This window comes from Roseomonas sp. SRI_022, from assembly GCF_057586215.1.
Genome location: NZ_JBYCZL010000010.1, coordinates 135,766 through 151,898, shown reverse-complemented (window position 1 = coordinate 151,898; position 16,133 = coordinate 135,766). Strand labels below are relative to the sequence as shown.

The 16,133-nt window shown below is 69.7% G+C and carries 15 protein-coding genes and 1 tRNA gene; 7 read left to right on the top strand and 9 right to left on the bottom strand.

What is annotated here, in order from left to right:
* Positions 1–38: 38 nt before the first annotated feature.
* On the bottom strand, positions 39–971 hold the full coding sequence (metF, locus tag AC2YHJ_RS12415) for a methylenetetrahydrofolate reductase [NAD(P)H] (protein ID WP_487396371.1): 933 nt from the start codon (positions 969–971) through the stop codon (positions 39–41).
* 253 nt (positions 972–1,224) lie between these two features.
* On the opposite strand from metF, the gene AC2YHJ_RS12410 reads away from it, so the two are divergent.
* From AC2YHJ_RS12410 to AC2YHJ_RS12395, 4 genes are read left to right on the top strand one after another with little or no spacing between them, the layout of a single operon-like run.
* Positions 1,225–2,052: an MlaA family lipoprotein gene (locus tag AC2YHJ_RS12410; RefSeq protein WP_487396370.1), complete on the top strand. Its 828-nt coding sequence runs from the start codon at positions 1,225–1,227 to the stop codon at positions 2,050–2,052.
* Positions 2,053–2,087: 35 nt separating this feature from the next.
* Positions 2,088–2,720 (top strand): MlaC/ttg2D family ABC transporter substrate-binding protein, encoded by a 633-nt coding sequence (locus tag AC2YHJ_RS12405; protein ID WP_487396369.1) that lies wholly within the window; start codon positions 2,088–2,090, stop codon positions 2,718–2,720.
* Positions 2,721–2,728: 8 nt separating this feature from the next.
* Positions 2,729–4,126 (top strand): discoidin domain-containing protein, encoded by a 1,398-nt coding sequence (locus tag AC2YHJ_RS12400; RefSeq protein WP_487396368.1) that lies wholly within the window; start codon positions 2,729–2,731, stop codon positions 4,124–4,126.
* A complete protein-coding gene (locus AC2YHJ_RS12395; RefSeq protein WP_487396367.1) occupies positions 4,123–4,566 on the top strand; it encodes a hypothetical protein in 444 nt (147 codons plus the stop codon). The genes AC2YHJ_RS12400 and AC2YHJ_RS12395 overlap by 4 nt, the downstream gene beginning before the upstream one ends.
* Before the next feature lie 280 nt (positions 4,567–4,846).
* On the opposite strand, the gene AC2YHJ_RS12390 is transcribed toward AC2YHJ_RS12395, so the two are convergent.
* A complete protein-coding gene (locus AC2YHJ_RS12390; protein WP_487396366.1) occupies positions 4,847–5,371 on the bottom strand; it encodes a GNAT family N-acetyltransferase in 525 nt (174 codons plus the stop codon).
* A gap of 100 nt (positions 5,372–5,471) precedes the next feature.
* Complete coding sequence (ettA, locus tag AC2YHJ_RS12385; RefSeq protein ID WP_487396365.1) at positions 5,472–7,151, bottom strand: energy-dependent translational throttle protein EttA; 1,680 nt, start codon at positions 7,149–7,151, stop codon at positions 5,472–5,474.
* 167 nt (positions 7,152–7,318) lie between these two features.
* Here ettA and AC2YHJ_RS12380 point away from each other — a divergent pair, with 167 nt between their 5' ends.
* Both AC2YHJ_RS12380 and AC2YHJ_RS12375 read left to right on the top strand, forming a co-directional pair.
* Positions 7,319–7,693 carry a MarR family winged helix-turn-helix transcriptional regulator gene (locus tag AC2YHJ_RS12380; RefSeq protein WP_487396364.1) on the top strand — a complete coding sequence of 125 codons (375 nt, stop codon included), beginning with the start codon at positions 7,319–7,321 and terminating at the stop codon, positions 7,691–7,693.
* An 11-nt stretch (positions 7,694–7,704) separates the two neighbouring features.
* Positions 7,705–8,991, top strand: a complete 1,287-nt coding sequence (locus AC2YHJ_RS12375; RefSeq protein WP_487396363.1) for an MFS transporter — start codon at positions 7,705–7,707, stop codon at positions 8,989–8,991.
* Between the two features lie 139 nt (positions 8,992–9,130).
* Here the strand turns inward: AC2YHJ_RS12375 and AC2YHJ_RS12370 are convergent.
* The 4 genes from AC2YHJ_RS12370 to AC2YHJ_RS12355 form a co-directional block, all read right to left on the bottom strand.
* A tRNA-Ile gene (locus AC2YHJ_RS12370) sits at positions 9,131–9,203 on the bottom strand.
* A 46-nt stretch (positions 9,204–9,249) separates the two neighbouring features.
* Positions 9,250–9,720, bottom strand: coding sequence for a DUF2269 family protein (locus AC2YHJ_RS12365; RefSeq protein WP_487396362.1), 471 nt, complete (start codon positions 9,718–9,720; stop codon positions 9,250–9,252).
* Between the two features lie 2 nt (positions 9,721–9,722).
* Positions 9,723–11,027 carry an NAD(P)H-binding protein gene (locus AC2YHJ_RS12360; protein WP_487396361.1) on the bottom strand — a complete coding sequence of 435 codons (1,305 nt, stop codon included), beginning with the start codon at positions 11,025–11,027 and terminating at the stop codon, positions 9,723–9,725.
* 7 nt (positions 11,028–11,034) lie between these two features.
* Positions 11,035–12,297 carry a M20/M25/M40 family metallo-hydrolase gene (locus AC2YHJ_RS12355; RefSeq protein WP_487396360.1) on the bottom strand — a complete coding sequence of 421 codons (1,263 nt, stop codon included), beginning with the start codon at positions 12,295–12,297 and terminating at the stop codon, positions 11,035–11,037.
* 113 nt (positions 12,298–12,410) lie between these two features.
* On the opposite strand from AC2YHJ_RS12355, the gene ppa reads away from it, so the two are divergent.
* Positions 12,411–12,944: an inorganic diphosphatase gene (gene ppa, locus AC2YHJ_RS12350; RefSeq protein ID WP_487396359.1), complete on the top strand. Its 534-nt coding sequence runs from the start codon at positions 12,411–12,413 to the stop codon at positions 12,942–12,944.
* A 31-nt stretch (positions 12,945–12,975) separates the two neighbouring features.
* Here the strand turns inward: ppa and AC2YHJ_RS12345 are convergent, their stop codons facing one another.
* Positions 12,976–14,553 (bottom strand): ABC transporter substrate-binding protein, encoded by a 1,578-nt coding sequence (locus AC2YHJ_RS12345; protein ID WP_487396358.1) that lies wholly within the window; start codon positions 14,551–14,553, stop codon positions 12,976–12,978.
* Between the two features lie 29 nt (positions 14,554–14,582).
* Positions 14,583–16,001: an amidase gene (locus AC2YHJ_RS12340; RefSeq protein ID WP_487396357.1), complete on the bottom strand. Its 1,419-nt coding sequence runs from the start codon at positions 15,999–16,001 to the stop codon at positions 14,583–14,585.
* Between the last annotated feature and the right edge of the window lie 132 nt (positions 16,002–16,133).

The following is a 16,133-nucleotide window of genomic DNA, read 5'->3' as shown; positions in this document are numbered from 1 at the left end:
ATCACGCATATAGTCCTACATCGCGCGCCGCTGGCCCCTCACCCCGCCTTCGGCCGCGCCCCCAGGATGTGCGCGATGGCAAAGGTCAGGTCCGGCCGGTTCAGCGTGTAGAAGTGGAACTCATCCACCCCGTTCGCCTGCAGCAGCCGCACCTGCTCGGCCGCGACCACCGCGGCGACCATGCGCCGCGTCTCCGCATCCTCGTCCAGCCCTTCGAACAACTGCCCCATCCAGCCGGGCACCGACGCCCCGCACATGGCGGAAAAGCGCTGCACGGAGGCGAAATTCGTCACCGGCATGATGCCCGGCACGATCGGCACGGTGATGCCCGCCGCGAGGCACCGGTCGAGGAAGCGCAGATACACCTCGGCATCGAAGAAATACTGGGTGATCGCCCGGTTCGCCCCGGCGTCGATCTTGCGCTTGAGGAAATCGAGATCCGCCTCAGCCGAAAGCGCCGCCGGATGGGTCTCCGGATAGGCGCCGACGCTGATCTCGAAATCGCCGATCCGCTTCAGCCCGCGGACCAGATCCTCGGCCTGGGCGTACCCGCCTGGATGCGGTTCGTAGCGTTCCGCCCCGGCCGGCGGGTCGCCGCGCAGGGCCACGATGTGGCGCACGCCTGCCGCCCAATACTGACGGGCCACGGCGTCCACTTCCTCCCGCGTCGCGCCGACGCAGGTCAGGTGCGCCGCCGGCGTCAGGGTGGTGTCGGAGACGATGCGCGCGACCGTCGCATGGGTGCGTTCCTGGGTGGACCCGCCGGCGCCATAGGTGACCGAGACGAAGCGCGGGGCCAGTGGCTCCAGCCGGCGGATGCAGGCCCAGAGCTGCTCCTCCAGCTTGTCCGTCTTGGGCGGGAAGAACTCGAAGGACAGGCGCGGCGCCGGCATGGCGGCCGGGGCCGGCAGCCCGGCAACGCGCGGACCGGTCAGCCAACGGGCCAGGGTTCCGCTCAGGGCCTGGTTCATCACGCACTTTCCTCATTCGCTGGCGGCGGTTCGCGCCGGGCGGTTCCTCTGGCCTGTCCCGGCCGGGCTGGCAAGACTTCGTCACGCGCCGCGATCAAGGGATTCAATGCGCACCGGCGAAGCCGTAGTAGGATGGTGCGCGCCGCCGCCACGACAACCCCCGGCGCACAGGGGGAAGGGGGCGCCGGGAACGCCGCGTCATACAGCACCAACCCAGGTTCCAAGGGCCCGCGAGACATTGTATTCCGCTAGGATGTTCCCGACCCGATCCGGCCTGGTGCGTGCCACCATGCTCGCCGTGGCCCTGATGGCCAGCGGCTGCGCGACCCGCCCCGGGGATGACGACCCGGAAGGCCAGGCGGAATTCCGCGAGACCAACGACCCGATCGAGCCCACCAACCGCGCCATGTTCGCGGTGCATGAGGCGATCGACCGCAACGTGCTGCAGCCGGTGGCCGAGGCCTATCGCGATCTGACGCCGCAGGGCATCCGCGTCGCCATCCGCAACATCCTGGGCAATCTGCGCGCGCCGGTGATCCTCGCCGGCGACCTGTTGCAGGGTAATGTTTCGCGGGCGCGGATCACGCTCGGCCGCTTCATGGTCAATTCGACGATCGGGGTCGGCGGCATCGTCGATGTCGCCCGCGAATGGGGCGTGCCCGGCCATACCGAGGATTCGGGCCAGACGCTGGCCGTCTGGGGGGTCGGCGAAGGGCCATACCTGTTCATTCCGATCTTCGGCCCATCCAATCCGCGCGACGTGCTGGGCCAGGCCATGGATTTCGCGATGAACCCGCTGTCCTGGTTCGGCCAGGGCGTCCTGGTCGATGTCGCGGGCTGGACGCAGCTCGGCTTGACGGTGGTCGACACGCGCGAGGCGCTGCTGGAACCGATCGACCAGGTCCGCGCCACCTCACTCGACCCCTATTCGACGTTGCGCTCGGCCTATCGCCAGCGGCGCGGCTATGAAATCCGCAACGAGGAGGAGCGCGGCCGCGTCGTCGGCCCGTCGGGCGTCACCGGCTTCGGCCAGGGCGTCACTGCGCCGGCCGGCCCCGATGCGCGACCCCCATCGCAATGACTCGGCAAGCCGCGGTTGCACCCCATATGAGCGCCATGAACAGACGGCTCCTGCTCTCCGCCCCCCTGCTCGCCGCGGGCCTCGTCGCGCTGCCGCGCGCCGGCCGGGCCGAGATCGACCCCGCCCGCGCCGCCGCCTTCATCCAGGCGGCAGGCAATGACCTGGTGGCCACGATCAATGATCCGCGGCTCGACCTCGCGACGCGGCGGGACCGCGTGGCGGCGACGCTGCGCCGCACGATCGACGTCGAGGGGACCGGCCGGTTCATCCTCGGGCGGTATGTGCGCCAGGCGAGCCCAGCCGAACTCGCCGAGTACAACCGGCTCTTCGACGACATCATCGTGCGGAACCTGTCCGCCCGCTTCGGGGAATACCGCGGGGTGAGGTTCTCGCTCGGCCGCAGCCAGCAGCGCACCGAAGAGGACGTGCTGGTCAACACCATCGTCGAGCGGCCGAACACCCCGGCCTTCGCGCTCGACTGGCGGGTCAGCGAGATCGGCGGCCAGCCCCGGGTGGTGGATGTGATCGCCGAGGGGACCTCGCTTCGCCTGACCACGCGCAGCGAATACTCGGCGGTGATCCAGCGCAATGGCGGGCGCATCGCCGCGCTGCTGGAAGCGATGCGCAACCAGATCGCACAGCTCGCCGCCCGCGAAGGACGGGGCTGACCTGAGGCATGCGCTATGTCGCGGCGTTCCGGACCTATGCCTGGAACGACGTGATCGCGGAACTAGCGGAACGCTTCTTCCGCCGCTGCCCGCGCGGCCGGCAGGTCGTGCTGGTCGATGAGACGCGCGGCCCCCTGCCGATCCCCGCGAAATACGAGCTTGTCCGCCACACCGTCGCGACCGAGGAGATCGGGCTGGCGCGCCAGCCGCCCGGCCGGTCCCTGTGGTACAATGTGGATTACGGCCCGTATTTCGTGCGCCGTGCCCTGCCGGACTACGACCGCTACCTGTTCAGCGAATCCGACGTGGCGGTGAATGCCGACCTCGAACCGATGGTCGAACGCAGCATCGCCGAGGGCATCGAGTTCATCAGCAAGGATATCCGGCCGGCCGAGCCGGACTGGATATGGACGCCGACCAGTGAGGGCTCCACCGCCGAACCCTGGCGATCCCTGCTGGTGACGATGCTGCTGTCGGGCCGCGCGCTCGACCACCTCCTGGCGACGCGGCAGGCGCTGACGCGGGAATTCCAGGCCGGGCGGCTGCGCCAATGGCCCTTCTGCGAGATCTTCGTGCCCTCGACCCTGCGGGATGCCGGGTTCCGCCATGCCCAGATCGCGGAGTTCGCGGAGACCCACAACCTGCGCAATCGCCCCCGGATCGACATCAACGACCCGCGCGCCAATGCGCCGGGCAGCCTGGCGCATTCCGTGGTCGGGCGGCAGGCCTTCCTGAGTGCCGTCATCGCCAGCCATGACCCGCAGGGTTGGTTCGAGGACGTCAGCTGGCTGCGTCGGAAGCTGTCGCAGTACCGCCTCGCCGACTACGCGCCGCTGCTGGAACGGCGGCTGACCGATCCGGCGCTTCTGGATCACCTGCGCGCGGCCGCCGCGAACGAGGCGGCTGCGACGGAGATCCTGCAGGGCAAGCCGGCGATGGTAAGTTCCGTCTCCCGCTGGTCGCGCCACCGGGACCCGGCGCGCGAGGCGGCCGGGGCGATCGACGGCACGCTGCCCGAGGATTTCGGCTTCCACACTGATATCGAGGACCAGCCCTGGTGGCGCGTGGATCTCGGCGCGCCGCACGAGATCTGCCGCATCGAGATCCTGAACCGCCCGTCGCGGCCGCGGCAGCTCGGGCGCTTCGTGATCGAGACATCGATCGACGGGCGGGAGTGGACCGCGGTGCACGAACACGGCCCGGAGGCCCCGGCCCTGTCGGCCAGCCCGGCAGCGCCGGGTGCGGTGATCTTCGTACCGCCGGTGACGGCCGCGCATCTGCGATTGCGCAAGTTGGACCGCGGCGCGCTTCATCTGCGCTGCATCAAGGCCTTCGGCACAGCGCAGGATTATGTTGTTCCACCAAGCCATGAGGCCGATGCTCCGGCCTCCGCGGAGGTGACATGATGAGCAAGCTGACCATCCAGGACCTGTTCACCGAGAAGGCCGCGATCGCGGCGCAACGCAAGGCGGAGGCCGAGGCGGCGCAGGCGCAGCACAAGGCCGAGCTCGACGCCTTTTCCGAGCGTGTGCAGAGCTACGAGATCAGCGACGAGGATCGCGAGCGGGCGATCCGGCGTATCCGCAAGGCCTTCGACAATGGCGAGCGGGAGCTGATGCTCATCAAGTTCCCCTCGGTGCTGTGCGAGGATGGCGGGCGGCGCATCAACAACCACCTGTCGGGCTGGCAGGACACGTTGCCCGGCGTCTTCCACAAGATCTACCAGTGGTGGGAGCAGGAGCTGAAGGCCGGCGGCTTCACCTTCTCCGCGCGCATCATCGACTTCCCCGGCGGCATGCCGGGCGATGTCGGCATCTTCATCGGCTGGCCGCAGAGTCTCGATTAGGCCTCAAGCGCCGGCGCCGCCATCCGGCGGCTTGGCTTTCGCGCCCCGCACTGTTGCGTTGGGGACGGCGGTTGGTCCGGGCGCGGTCGCGCTTTGCGGCCCTAGCCCGATGCCCCTGCATCGGGCCATTTTTTGTATGCCCTCAATCGGCGGGCGGCCGGCATCCGCCGGCCTTGCCTTCGCGCCCTGCACTGGTGCGCCGGGAGCCGCGGTCGGTCTGGGCGCGGTCGCGCTGTGCGCTCCTGGCCCGATGCGCGGCATCGGGCCGTTGGAGGCGGGGTCAGCCCAGGCTTTCAAACACCATCATGCGGTGACCCTGGTGGCGGTGTTCGCTCGCCTTCGTCATGCCGATATCGGTGAGGACAGCGCGGGAGGCGATGTTCTCCTCGCGTGCTACGGCGATGATGCGGCGCAGGCCCGCGCGATGGCCGAAGGCGATGGCGGCCTTTGCTGCCTCACGCGCATAGCCCTTGCCGCGGCATTCGGGCCACAGTGCGTAGCGCAGGGCGACGCCACGCCCGTCCGGCCGCTCCATGAAGCCGCAGATGCCCAGGAAGTCGCCGCTCTCGCGTTCGAAGACGCACCAGGTGCCGTAGCCGCGCACCGCCCAGAAGTCGATGTCGTCCTCGAGTTCCTCGGCGGTGCGTTCGGTGGAGCGGGTGCCGTGCAGCATCCAGCCGAAGACGCGCTCATCTGCCTTCAGGCGCGCGAGGTCCGGCAGATTCTCCTTGCCGGGCGGGATCATCATCAGCCTCTCGGTGTTGACGATCCTGGATGACTTCAGCGCATTGATGGCCGCACTCATCTGCGCCCTCCCTTGGATGGGCTCATCAGCGGCGCTGGGCGCGCCCTGGTGACAGACAAAAGAAGGAGGGGGTGCGGGGGAGTTCCCTCCCCCGCCTCCTTCACCGCGCCAGTGGCTTGTACTTGATCCGATGTGGGTCGGTGGCCGCGTCGCCGAGTCGACGTCGCTTATCCTCTTCGTAGCTTTCGAAATTCCCCTCGAACCACTCGACGTGGCTGTCCCCTTCAAAGGCGAGGATGTGCGTCGCCAGCCGGTCGAGGAAGAAGCGATCGTGCGAGATGATGACCGCGCAGCCCGCGAACTCCATCAGCGCATTCTCCAGCGCCCGCAGCGTTTCCACGTCGAGGTCGTTGGTCGGTTCGTCAAGCAGGAGCACGTTGTGCTCGGTCTTGAGCATCTTCGCGAGGTGGACGCGGTTGCGCTCACCACCGGAGAGCGACCCGACGCGCTTCTGCTGGTCGCCGCCCTTGAAGTTGAAGGCCGCGACATAGGCGCGCGAGGGCACCGACCGCTTGCCGATGGTGATCATGTCGTCACCGCCGGAGATTTCCTGCCAGACCGACTTGTTGTCATCGAGGCTGTCGCGGGACTGGTCGACATAACCGAGCTGGACGCTGTCGCCGACCGTCAGCGAGCCCGCATCGGGATTCTCGCGCTGCATGATCATCTTGAACAGCGTGGTCTTGCCCGCGCCGTTCGGCCCGATGACGCCGACGATGCCGCCCGGCGGCAGCTTGAAGGACAGATCGTCGATCAGCAGCCGGTCGCCATAGCCCTTGGACAGGCCGTCCGCGACGATGACGGTGTTGCCGAGACGCGGGGCGGGCGGGATGGCGATCTCGGTGGGATCGGGCGCCTTGTCCTGGCTGGCGCGCAGCAGGTCCTCATAGGCCGAGACGCGTGCCTTGGACTTGGCCTGGCGGGCGGAGGGCGAACGGCCGATCCAGTCCCGTTCCTCGGCGAGCTGGCGCTGGCGGGCGCTTTCCTCGCGCTCCTCCTGTGCCATGCGCTTGCGCTTCTGCTCCAGGTAGGTCGAGTAGTTACCCTCGTAGGGAATGCCGCGGCCGCGATCGACTTCGAGGATCCAGCCCGTGACGTTGTCGAGGAAGTAGCGGTCATGGGTCACGATCAGCACCGTGCCCGTGTAGTCCTTCAGCGTCCGCTCCAGCCACGCCACGGATTCCGCGTCGAGGTGGTTGGTCGGTTCGTCGAGCAGCAGCATGTCCGGCTTCTCGAGCAGCAGCCGGCAGAGCGCGACGCGGCGGCGCTCGCCGCCCGAAAGATTGGTCACCGCGGCCTCGGGCGGCGGGCAGCGCAGCGCGTCGAGCGCGATCTCGACCTTGCGGTCGATCTCCCAGCCATCGGCGGCGTCGATCTTCTCCTGCAACTCGGCCTGTTCGGCGAGCAGCGCGTTCATCTCGTCCTCGCTCATCTCCTCGGCGAATTTCTCGGAGATGGCGTTGAAGCGGGCGAGCCAGCCATTCAGCGCGGTGAAGGCGAGGCGGACATTCTCACCGACCGTCAGGTTCGGATCGAGTTCCGGTTCCTGGGAGAGATAGCCGACGCGCACGCCCTCGGCGGCCCAGGCCTCGCCGCCGAATTCCTTGTCCTGCCCGGCCATGATGCGCATCAGCGTGGACTTGCCGGCGCCGTTGGGTCCGAGCACGCCGATCTTCACGCCCGGCAGGAAGGACAGCGTGATGCCTTTGAAGATCTCACGCCCGCCCGGATAGGACTTGGTGAGGTCTTTCATCACGTAGACGTACTGGTAGGCGGCCATGGGGCGGGAACCTGTGCGGAGGGTTTGGCCCCGGGTTCTAGGGCCCAAGGGGCAAGGCGCCAAGGCTGTGCGGCGCAGCATCTTGCAATATGCGTATATACACCTATTATGGCGCCATGCTCCCCGACCGCTGCAGCTGCCACGGCCTGCGCAAGGCGACGCGGCATTTGACCCAGTTCTATGACCAGCGCCTGGCGCCGGCCGGGCTGAACATCGGGCAATACGCGCTGCTCGGACGGCTTGCGTCGCGAGGGCCGATCGCGCTCAGCGCCTTCGCCACGGTCATGGCGATGGACCGCACGACGCTCGCGCGAAACCTCCAGCCGCTGGAACGGGACGGGCTGCTTGCCATCACCCCGGACCCGGCGGATCGGCGCAGCCGGCTGCTGGCCCTGACGCCGGAGGGCGCGGCGCGGTTCGCCGCGGCCCGCCCGCTGTGGGTCGCAGCGCAGGACGACTTCGAAATCCGCTTCGGCGCGGACCGGACGCAGGCGCTGCGCCTGCTGCTCGCCGAACTCCTCGCCACCGACCTCAGCGCCTGAAGGATACGCCGATGTTCGCAGCGCCCCTCGCCGCCGCCCTCGCCCGCCGCGGCATCCACTACGGCTGGGTGATGGTCGCCATCACCTTCCTGATATCGGTCTCCTCGGCGGGCGCGCTCGGCGTGCTCGGGGCGCTGCTGCTGCCGCTGCAGCGAGAGACGGGCTGGGACATGTCGTCCATATCCGGCGCGCTCGCACTGCGGCTGCTGCTGTTCGGGCTGACGGCGCCCTTCGCGGCGGCCATGCTGCAACGCTACGGGCTGCGGCGGATGGTGGCGCTGGCGCTGTCCCTCGTCGTCACCGGCCTGCTGCTGTCGATGCGCATGACCGAGGTCTGGGAGCTTTGGCTCTACTGGGGCGCGATCACGGGCCTCGGCACGGGCATGACGGCACTGGTGCTTGGCGCGACGGTGGCGAATCGCTGGTTCGTGCAGCGGCGCGGGCTGGTGCTGGGGCTGCTGACCGCCGCCAATGCCACGGGGCAGCTCGCCTTCCTGCCGCTCGGCGCCTGGCTGGCACAGCAGGAAGGTTGGCGCTTCGCCCTGGTGCCGGGGCTGGTCGCCTGTGGCCTTGCCGTGGTGCTGATGCTGCTGTTCGGGCGCAACCACCCTTCGGAACTCGGCCTGCCCGCCTATGGCGAGGATCGCGTCGCCCCGCCCGCGCCCCCCGGCGCCAACCCCGTGCGCACCGCCTTCGTGGTGCTGGCCGAGGCCGCGCAGACGCGCATCTTCTGGATCCTGTTCGTCACCTTCATGATCTGCGGCCTGTCCACCAACGGGCTGATCCAGACGCATTTCATTCCGCTCTGCGCCGATTTCGGCATGGCGGAGGTACAGGCGGCCTCGGTGCTCGCGCTGATGGGCATCTTCGACTTCATCGGCACGGTGGCCTCGGGCTGGCTGTCGGACCGCTACGACAACCGCAAGCTGCTGTTCTGGTATTACGGCCTGCGCGGGTTGTCGCTGCTGTGGCTGCCGTCCAGCACCTTCAGCCTCTACGGGCTCGCGCTGTTCGCGGTGTTCTACGGGCTCGACTGGATCGCGACCGTGCCGCCGACGGTGAAGCTCGCAGGCAGCGCCTTCGGGCGGGACAAGGCGCCGATCGTCTTCGGCTGGGTTTTCACCGCGCATCAACTGGGTGCCGCGCTGGCGGCACTGCTCGGTGGGATCAGCCGGGATGTGCTGGCGTCCTACCTACCGGCCTTCTACCTGGCTGGCGCGGCCTGCCTGGTGGCGGCGGTGCTGGTGCTGGGGGCGCGGCGGCCGGCCGCGTCGGCGGCGACGACCTCGACGGCCTGATGGGGTGGATCGGCCTTGGTCGGGGAGGCGTCCTCGTCCCGGCGCTCGTCCGGCAGTGCCGCGCGAGGGTGACGCCAAGGCGCTGCGTCGTCTTCCTCCGGAGGATGAATTCGCCGCGCGCAGGCGCGCGGCGAATTCATGGGCCCGGCAGGACTCGAACCTGCAACCAAACCGTTATGAGCGGTCCGCTCTGACCATTGAGCTACAGGCCCATGCAGCCCCCTGATTGCCCGCAGCCGCGCCGGAAATCAAACGCCGCTACCACGGCGCCGGACGCGCCAGCATCAGCCAGATGATGGCGAGCACCGCGCCAAAGGCGGGAAAGCCACAGGCGAACCAGATGCGGTACAGCCGGTCATAGGCGGCAGGCAGCCCCTGCCTCGCAGCCTGAGCCCGGCGCGCGAGGTCCCTCATCCGGATCTGGATGGCGACGACCGGCAGCCAGAAGACGCCGGCGATCGCGTAGAGGCCCAGCGACAGCAGGATCCATGGCTCGGACAGGCTCCAGCCCAGTTCCCAGGCGAGCAGTGCCCCCGTCACGGGCTGCGCCACCACCGCCATCGCGGTGAACACCGTATCTGCAACCACCACCGTTCCGGCGACATGGGCGATCAGCGCCGGGTCGCGCGTGCGATGGGCCATGACCATGAAGAAGGCGATGCCACCCCCGGTGCCGAACAGCACGGTCGCACCGATCACATGCAGCCAGCGCAGGATCTCAACGGTCACGCTCAGCGTTCCTCGGCGAGCGCGAGCAGCATGGCTGCCGGCAGCATGGCCGGCACTACCTTGACCAAGGGTCCCAACGGATCGCCCCAGAGATCCGGGGCCAGCAGCGTGCCGCCCAGCAGATAGGCCGCGCTGGTCGCCAGCATGCCGAGTGCTGCCGCCGGCATGGTCCGCCGCACCAGCACCAGCGCACCGAGCGCGAGATCCAGCAGTGCCCCGCCAAGGACCACAGCAAGCGCCGGTGTCTCGGCCAGACCGCGCGCGGTCAGCACCGCCGCCGCCGCGCCAGGCTGCGCCAACGCAATGGCGCCCGAGGCCAGCCAGAAGATCGCGAGCCCGCCGATCAGCAACGGCCGCATCAGCCAGGCCCGCCCGAACCAGCGGTCCTGCGCCGTTGAGGGACGACGGCGCAGCGTCTCGGCCAGGCTGGCGACCGGACAGCCGATGGCTGCCTCCCAGGGTGCCGGGTCGCCGCGCACGCCGCGGGCAAGTTCCGCGATCGCCGTGCTGCGCAGCGGCGCCCGCCAGCCGAGCCGGCCCAGCAGGTCCGAGCCCCACCCGGCCAGCCGGGCGACCCAGCGCGGGGCCGCCACGATGCGCAACGGTGGACGCCCGCTCCAACCGCGCAGCGCTGCGACCAGCCCGGCAAGGCTGTGCGCCTCTGCCTCAACCAGGTCGTAGGCCTGACGGCCGGGGACGCGGCCTTCGGCGGCGGCGAGCACGGCCTCGGCCACCTCCTCCACCGCCACGGTCTGCACCAGGGCTTCGGCCAGCGGCAGCGGCAGGGGCAAGGCGCCGGGCCAAGCCGCGAGCGCCCGCAACAGCGCGGTCGCGCCATAGGCCGTGGGTGCCCAGACCAGCCCAGGCCGCAGCACCACCCAGTCAAGGCCTGAAGCGGCCAAAGCCGCATCCGCGACGGCCTTGCTGCGCATGAAGACCGTGGGGGCATCGGCCGCCGCCCCGACCGCGGAAACCTGCACGACGCGCCGCGTCCCGGCCGCCGCACAGGCCTGCCACAGGGCGAGCATCGCGCTCTCCTGCACCGCGCGGACGTCGTCGCGCGGTCCGTCCTGCAAGGCGCCGGCGCAGTTCACCACGACATCCATGCCCGCGATCAGCGGTGCCCAATCCTCGGGCCGGGCACATGCGGCGATGTCGCAGGCGATCCATTGGCAATGGGGGCGGGCGGCGGCGGCGGCCGGCCCGATCTGCCGGCCGAGCCCGGTCACCGCATGGCCGGCTGCGGCCAGGGTGTCGGCCACCGTTCCGCCGATCAGCCCCGTCGCGCCAAGGACCAGGATGCGCAACGGCGGCTCAGCGCGTCAGCATGTCGAAGGCCGCCAGCGCATGGACCCGCGCGACCGCCTCCAGTTCCGACACATCGGCCCATTCATCGGCCCCGCCCATGTTGTGCGGCGTCGGGCCGTAGACGACGGTCGGCAGGCCGGCCATGCGGAACCAGCGCGCATCCGACCCGCCGACGCGCATGTTCACCGCGACGGCGCCGCCGAGGACTTCCTCCGCCGCCGCATGGGTCAGGCGGACAATGTCGGCGGCCGGGTCAGTGTGGTTCGGCTCGAAGCGGCGCAGCACGCGCCAGGTGATGCCCGGCAGGGCGTCGAGGCCGGCGGCCAGCGCGGCTTCGGCCTGCGCGCAGGTGACGCCCACCGGCAGGCGGATGTCGCAGGCGGCCCGGGCCGAAGCGGGGACCAGGTTCGGCGCCGTGCCGCCCTCGATCCGGCCGATGTTCACGGTCACGGCGGCCAGCACCCGCGCTTCGCCCGCTCCCGCCAGGGGCTCGCTGACCGGCTTCGCCACCGCGATGGCCACTGTGACGGCGCGTGGGGCCGCCACCGGCAGGTCGCGCAGCGCGGAGACGGCATCGAGCGCGGCGCGCAGCCGGTCCACCGCATTCTCCCCCAGATGGACATGGGCGCCGTGGGCGGCGGTGCCGGCGGCCTCGACCTCGATCCAGAGGAAACCCTTCTCGCCGAAGCGCAGCACGCGCGGGCTGCCGGCATCGCCGATGATCACCCCGTCGGCCTGCGCCAGCCCGGGCACATGGTCCAGCAGCCATTTGGTGCCGAGCGGGCCCATCGATTCCTCGTCGCCGGCCAGCGTCAGAATCGCTTCCCCCCGCCAGGCCGCGCAGTGCCGCGCCAACAGGGCGAAGGCGAGGATCGACGCGGCGATGCCGCCCTTCATATCGGCAGCGCCACGGCCATAAAGCCGCCCGTCCCGCACATCCCCGCGCAGCGGATCCACGGTCCAGGGCAACGCCTCATTCACCGGATAGGTGTCGAGATGCCCGTTGAAGGCGAGCAGCCGCCCCGGCCCCGCGCCGGCGACGCGGGCGACCAGGTTGGTCACCTCGGGCGAGGTCGCGTGCAGGCTGACCTCGGCTTCCGGCGCGAGTTCCCGGACCAGGGCGGCGGCGGCCTCGGCGCAGGCGCGCACATCGCCGGGCGGGTTGGGCGACGGGACGGCGATCAACCGGCGGGTCAGCGCGACCACCTCCGGCGCGCGGGCGGCGACTTCGGCGGCGAAGGTGGCGCGGGCATCGGCGGGGTTCGGCATGGGCGGAGCCTCGCCGCCGCCGGACCCGCGCGCAAGGTCATGCTGCACTGCGATTGGCCCCGGCGCCCCACTCTGCTACCAGCCCGCCCCGAATACCCCTGGAGATCCATTCCATGCGCATCGACGCCATTGCGATCGGCAAGAACCCGCCCGAGGACGTGAACGTCATCATCGAGGTCCCGGTCGGCGGCGAGCCCATCAAGTACGAGATGGACAAGGAGGCCGGCACGCTGTTCGTGGACCGCTTCCTCTACACGCCGATGCGCTACCCCGGGAACTACGGCTTCGTGCCGCACACCCTGTCCGAGGATGGCGATCCGATCGACGTGCTGGTGGCGAACACCCGCCCGATCATCCCCGGCGCGGTGATCAATGTCCGCCCGGTCGGCGTGCTGCGCATGGAGGATGACGGCGGCGGCGACGAGAAGATCATCGCCGTGCCGACGCCGAAGCTGACCCAGCGCTATGCCCATGTGAAGAACCACACGGACCTGCCCAAGATCACGCTGGACCAGATCCAGCACTTCTTCGAGCACTACAAGGACCTTGAGCCCGGCAAGTGGGTGAAGGTGCTGGGCTGGGGTGATGCCGCGGAAGCCCGCACGCTGATCACCGAGGCGATCGAGCGCGCGAAGCGCGGCGCCTGAAGGGTCGCGGGGGCGCCGCGCGGCGACGCCCTCATCCCTTCCGGATGTTGTGGAACAGCGGGAAGCCGTTGAGCATGTCCGTGATGTTCCGCCGGAAGGCGAAGGGCTGCATCCAGGCGCCGGTCGGGATGTAGGGCACGTCCTCCCACGCCTGCACCTGGATGTCGCGGCTGATGCGCTGCTGGTCGGGCAGCGTCGCGGCATCCATGAACTCGTCGCGCAGTGCCTCGATCCGCGTCGAGGTCGGCCAGCCGAAGGGCCCGTTGCGCCCGAGCCCGCGCACATAGGATTGCGTCGCCGGCGTCACCGCGATGATGCCGGGGATGTAGTTGCACCACACCGACCAGCCGCCGCGGTCGAGCCCTTCGCGGTTGTTCAGCCGCGGCAGCACCGTGCCCCAGTCGAGCGCCTGGTAGTCGAGGTTGAGCCCCACCTTGCGGAACATGTCCGCGGCCAGCTGGCTCATCGCATTCAGCGATGGCAGGTCGGTCGGCACGACGAAGACGACGCGCTCACCCTTGTAGCCGGCAGCATCGAGGTCGCGCTTCACCTTGTCGAAGGACCGCGGGCCGGTCATCACCTCGAGCCCCGCTTCCGTCGCCATCGGGCTGCCGGGCAGGAAGAAGCCGCAGCGGTCGTTCCACAGCGAGCGTTCCTCGCCCATCACCGCCTGCATGTATTCGGTCTGGTTGACGCCGGCGAGGAAGGCGCGGCGGATCGCCGGATTGTCGAAGGGCGGCACCAGGTGGTTGAAGCGGATCATGCCCATCAGGCCGCCGCGTTCCTTGGCCTCCACGACGATGTTGCGGTTGCGGCGCAGCAGCGGCAGCAGGTCGGGCTGGGGCTGTTCCCACCAATCCACCTCGCCCGCCTGCAAGGCCGCCGCGGCCGTCGCGGCATCGGGCAGTGTCACCCACTCCACGCGGTCGATGCGCACGATCTTCGGACCCGCGGCGAAGGACGGCGTGCCGGAGGGTCGCGGCACATAACCCGCGAATTTCTCATAGACGTTGCGCGCGCCGGCCACGCGCTCCCCGGCGATGTAGCGGAAGGGGCCGCTGCCGACCATTTCGGTGACCTGCACATTGACCGGCGTGCTGGCGAGGCGCTCGGGCATCACGGGACAGAAGGCCGACGGCTTGGCGAGTGCGGCCGGCAGCAGCGGGAAGGGCTTCTTCAGGCGGAACTGGATGACCTTGTCGGACGGCGCGCTGAGTTCCTCGGTCGTGGCGCGCAGCGACTGGCCGAAGGCGTCGGTCTGCATCCAGCGATTGATCGACGCCACCGCATCACGCGCCAGCACCGGCGTGCCGTCATGGAAGCGCAGGCCCTCGCGCAGGGTCAGCTTCCAGGTCTTGCCGTCATTCTCGATGACGTGGCCTTCGACCATCTGCGGCTGCGGCATGAAGTCGTCATCGAGGCCGTAGAGCTGGTCGAACACCATGAAGCCATGGTTGCGGGTGACGAGGCCCGTGGTGAAGACCGGGTCGAGCAGCGCGAGATCCGCCTGCGGCACGAAGCGCACCGTCGTGCGCTGCTGCGCCGCCGTGGGTGCGGAGAGGGAGGCGGCACCGGCCGCGGCGGTGGCAAGGAAGTCACGACGCTTCATGGCACTCTCTCCGCTGATGGATGGTGGATCTATTGCGCGAGGGGCGGGCGATGCTGCGCCCAGGGCCGCGCCTGCTCGAAGGCCGCGCTCGCCTGCAGCACGCCGAGATCGTCGAAGCGCCGCCCGACGATCTGCAAGCCCACCGGCAGGCCGGCGGGCGTGAAACCGCAGGGGATGCTCGCCGCCGGGCTGCCGGACCAGTTGAAGGGGTAGGAGAATTCCGCCCACATCAGCCAGTCCCATTCGTGCTGCGGCCAATGTTCCGGCTGCAACCGGTCGGCGGGGAAGGCTGCCACGCTCACCGCCGGGGACAGCAGGAAGTCGTAACCTTCCATGAAGTCGTGGATCTGCTGGATGTAGTCGAAGCGGCGCAGGCGCATCTGCATGAATTGCGGCGCCGTGAAGCCGGAAGCGTATCGGATCATCGCGACGAAGCCTGGATCCATGCGGCTCTCGAACTCCGGCAGTGCGCCGATCCGCCCGCTGAATGTGGCCGGCCAGAAGAAGCGCGCGAGTTCAGGCCCGAGCGGCCCCCAGGCGGGCGTCACCGCCTCGACATGCGCGCCCATCTCCTCGAAGGCCTTCACGGCGCGCTCGACGGTCTCGGCGACTTCGGGATCGACGCGCGCATGGCCGAGGTCGCGCGTATAGGCGATGCGCTTGCCCTTCATGGACGCCGCCTTGAGCTGCGACGCGTAATCCTGCGGCGGCGTCTCCAGCGAGGTGTAGTCCCAAGGGTGCGGGCCGGCCATCGCCTGGGTCATCAACGCGGCGTCCTCGACCGTGCGCGTCAGCGGCCCGATATGCGTGGCGAGGTCGTTGTTCGACATCGGCCAGTTCGGCACCCGCCCATGCGTCGGCTTCAGCCCATAGACGCCCGAGAAATGCGCGGGCATGCGGATCGACCCCGCCCCGTCGCCGCCCTGGTGCAGCGGCCCATAGCCGCAGGCCGCGGCGACACCGGCGCCGGAGGAGGAGGCGCCGGCATTCAGCCCCTCCCCCCAAGGATTATGCGTGATGCCGGAGATCTGCGCCTGGCTGACGCCCTTCCAGCCCCATTCGCCGGCCGAGGTCGTCTTGCCCAGCATCATGCCGCCGGCCGACAGCAACCGGCTGACGCAGGGCGCGTCCACATCCGGGACGGTGCCCTGCAGGATCACCGTGCCGAAGTCGGTCTGCACGCCCTTGGTGTGCTGCAGATCCTTGATGGTGACGGGAATGCCCTCGAGCAGCCGGGGTGTCTCGCGCTGCATGTATATGGTCTCGGACCGCCGGGCGGCGGCCATCGCGTGTTCCGGGGTCAGGCGCATCATGGCGTTGACCCGGGGCTCGACGCGTTCGATCCGGGCCAGCACGGCGCTGGCGACCTCGACGGGCGACAATTGGCGCGACCGGTACAGCGCCTGGAGTTCCGCGACGCCGAGGTAGCCGATCCCGTCGATATCCATTCATCCCGCCCCTAATGTCCGGGCAGCATCTTCAAACGGTCCGCGCCGGGCCGACAAGCCCAGGCCCCGCCACGCCAGGGCCTGAACGGCCCGTTCCGCGCCGCCACCCGTTGCGCCGCCTGCCCTTCCGCC

Coding starts and splice junctions, on each gene's coding strand:
- AC2YHJ_RS12345 (WP_487396358.1), bottom strand. CDS start 14,553: ATGAAGCGTCGTGACTTCCTTGCCACCGCCGCGGCCGGTGCCGCCTCC.
- AC2YHJ_RS12375 (WP_487396363.1), top strand. CDS start 7,705: ATGTTCGCAGCGCCCCTCGCCGCCGCCCTCGCCCGCCGCGGCATCCAC.
- AC2YHJ_RS12340 (WP_487396357.1), bottom strand. CDS start 16,001: ATGGATATCGACGGGATCGGCTACCTCGGCGTCGCGGAACTCCAGGCG.
- ppa (WP_487396359.1), top strand. CDS start 12,411: ATGCGCATCGACGCCATTGCGATCGGCAAGAACCCGCCCGAGGACGTG.
- AC2YHJ_RS12405 (WP_487396369.1), top strand. CDS start 2,088: ATGAACAGACGGCTCCTGCTCTCCGCCCCCCTGCTCGCCGCGGGCCTC.
- AC2YHJ_RS12390 (WP_487396366.1), bottom strand. CDS start 5,371: ATGAGTGCGGCCATCAATGCGCTGAAGTCATCCAGGATCGTCAACACC.
- AC2YHJ_RS12400 (WP_487396368.1), top strand. CDS start 2,729: ATGCGCTATGTCGCGGCGTTCCGGACCTATGCCTGGAACGACGTGATC.
- AC2YHJ_RS12410 (WP_487396370.1), top strand. CDS start 1,225: ATGTTCCCGACCCGATCCGGCCTGGTGCGTGCCACCATGCTCGCCGTG.
- AC2YHJ_RS12395 (WP_487396367.1), top strand. CDS start 4,123: ATGATGAGCAAGCTGACCATCCAGGACCTGTTCACCGAGAAGGCCGCG.
- AC2YHJ_RS12355 (WP_487396360.1), bottom strand. CDS start 12,297: ATGCCGAACCCCGCCGATGCCCGCGCCACCTTCGCCGCCGAAGTCGCC.
- metF (WP_487396371.1), bottom strand. CDS start 971: ATGAACCAGGCCCTGAGCGGAACCCTGGCCCGTTGGCTGACCGGTCCG.
- ettA (WP_487396365.1), bottom strand. CDS start 7,151: ATGGCCGCCTACCAGTACGTCTACGTGATGAAAGACCTCACCAAGTCC.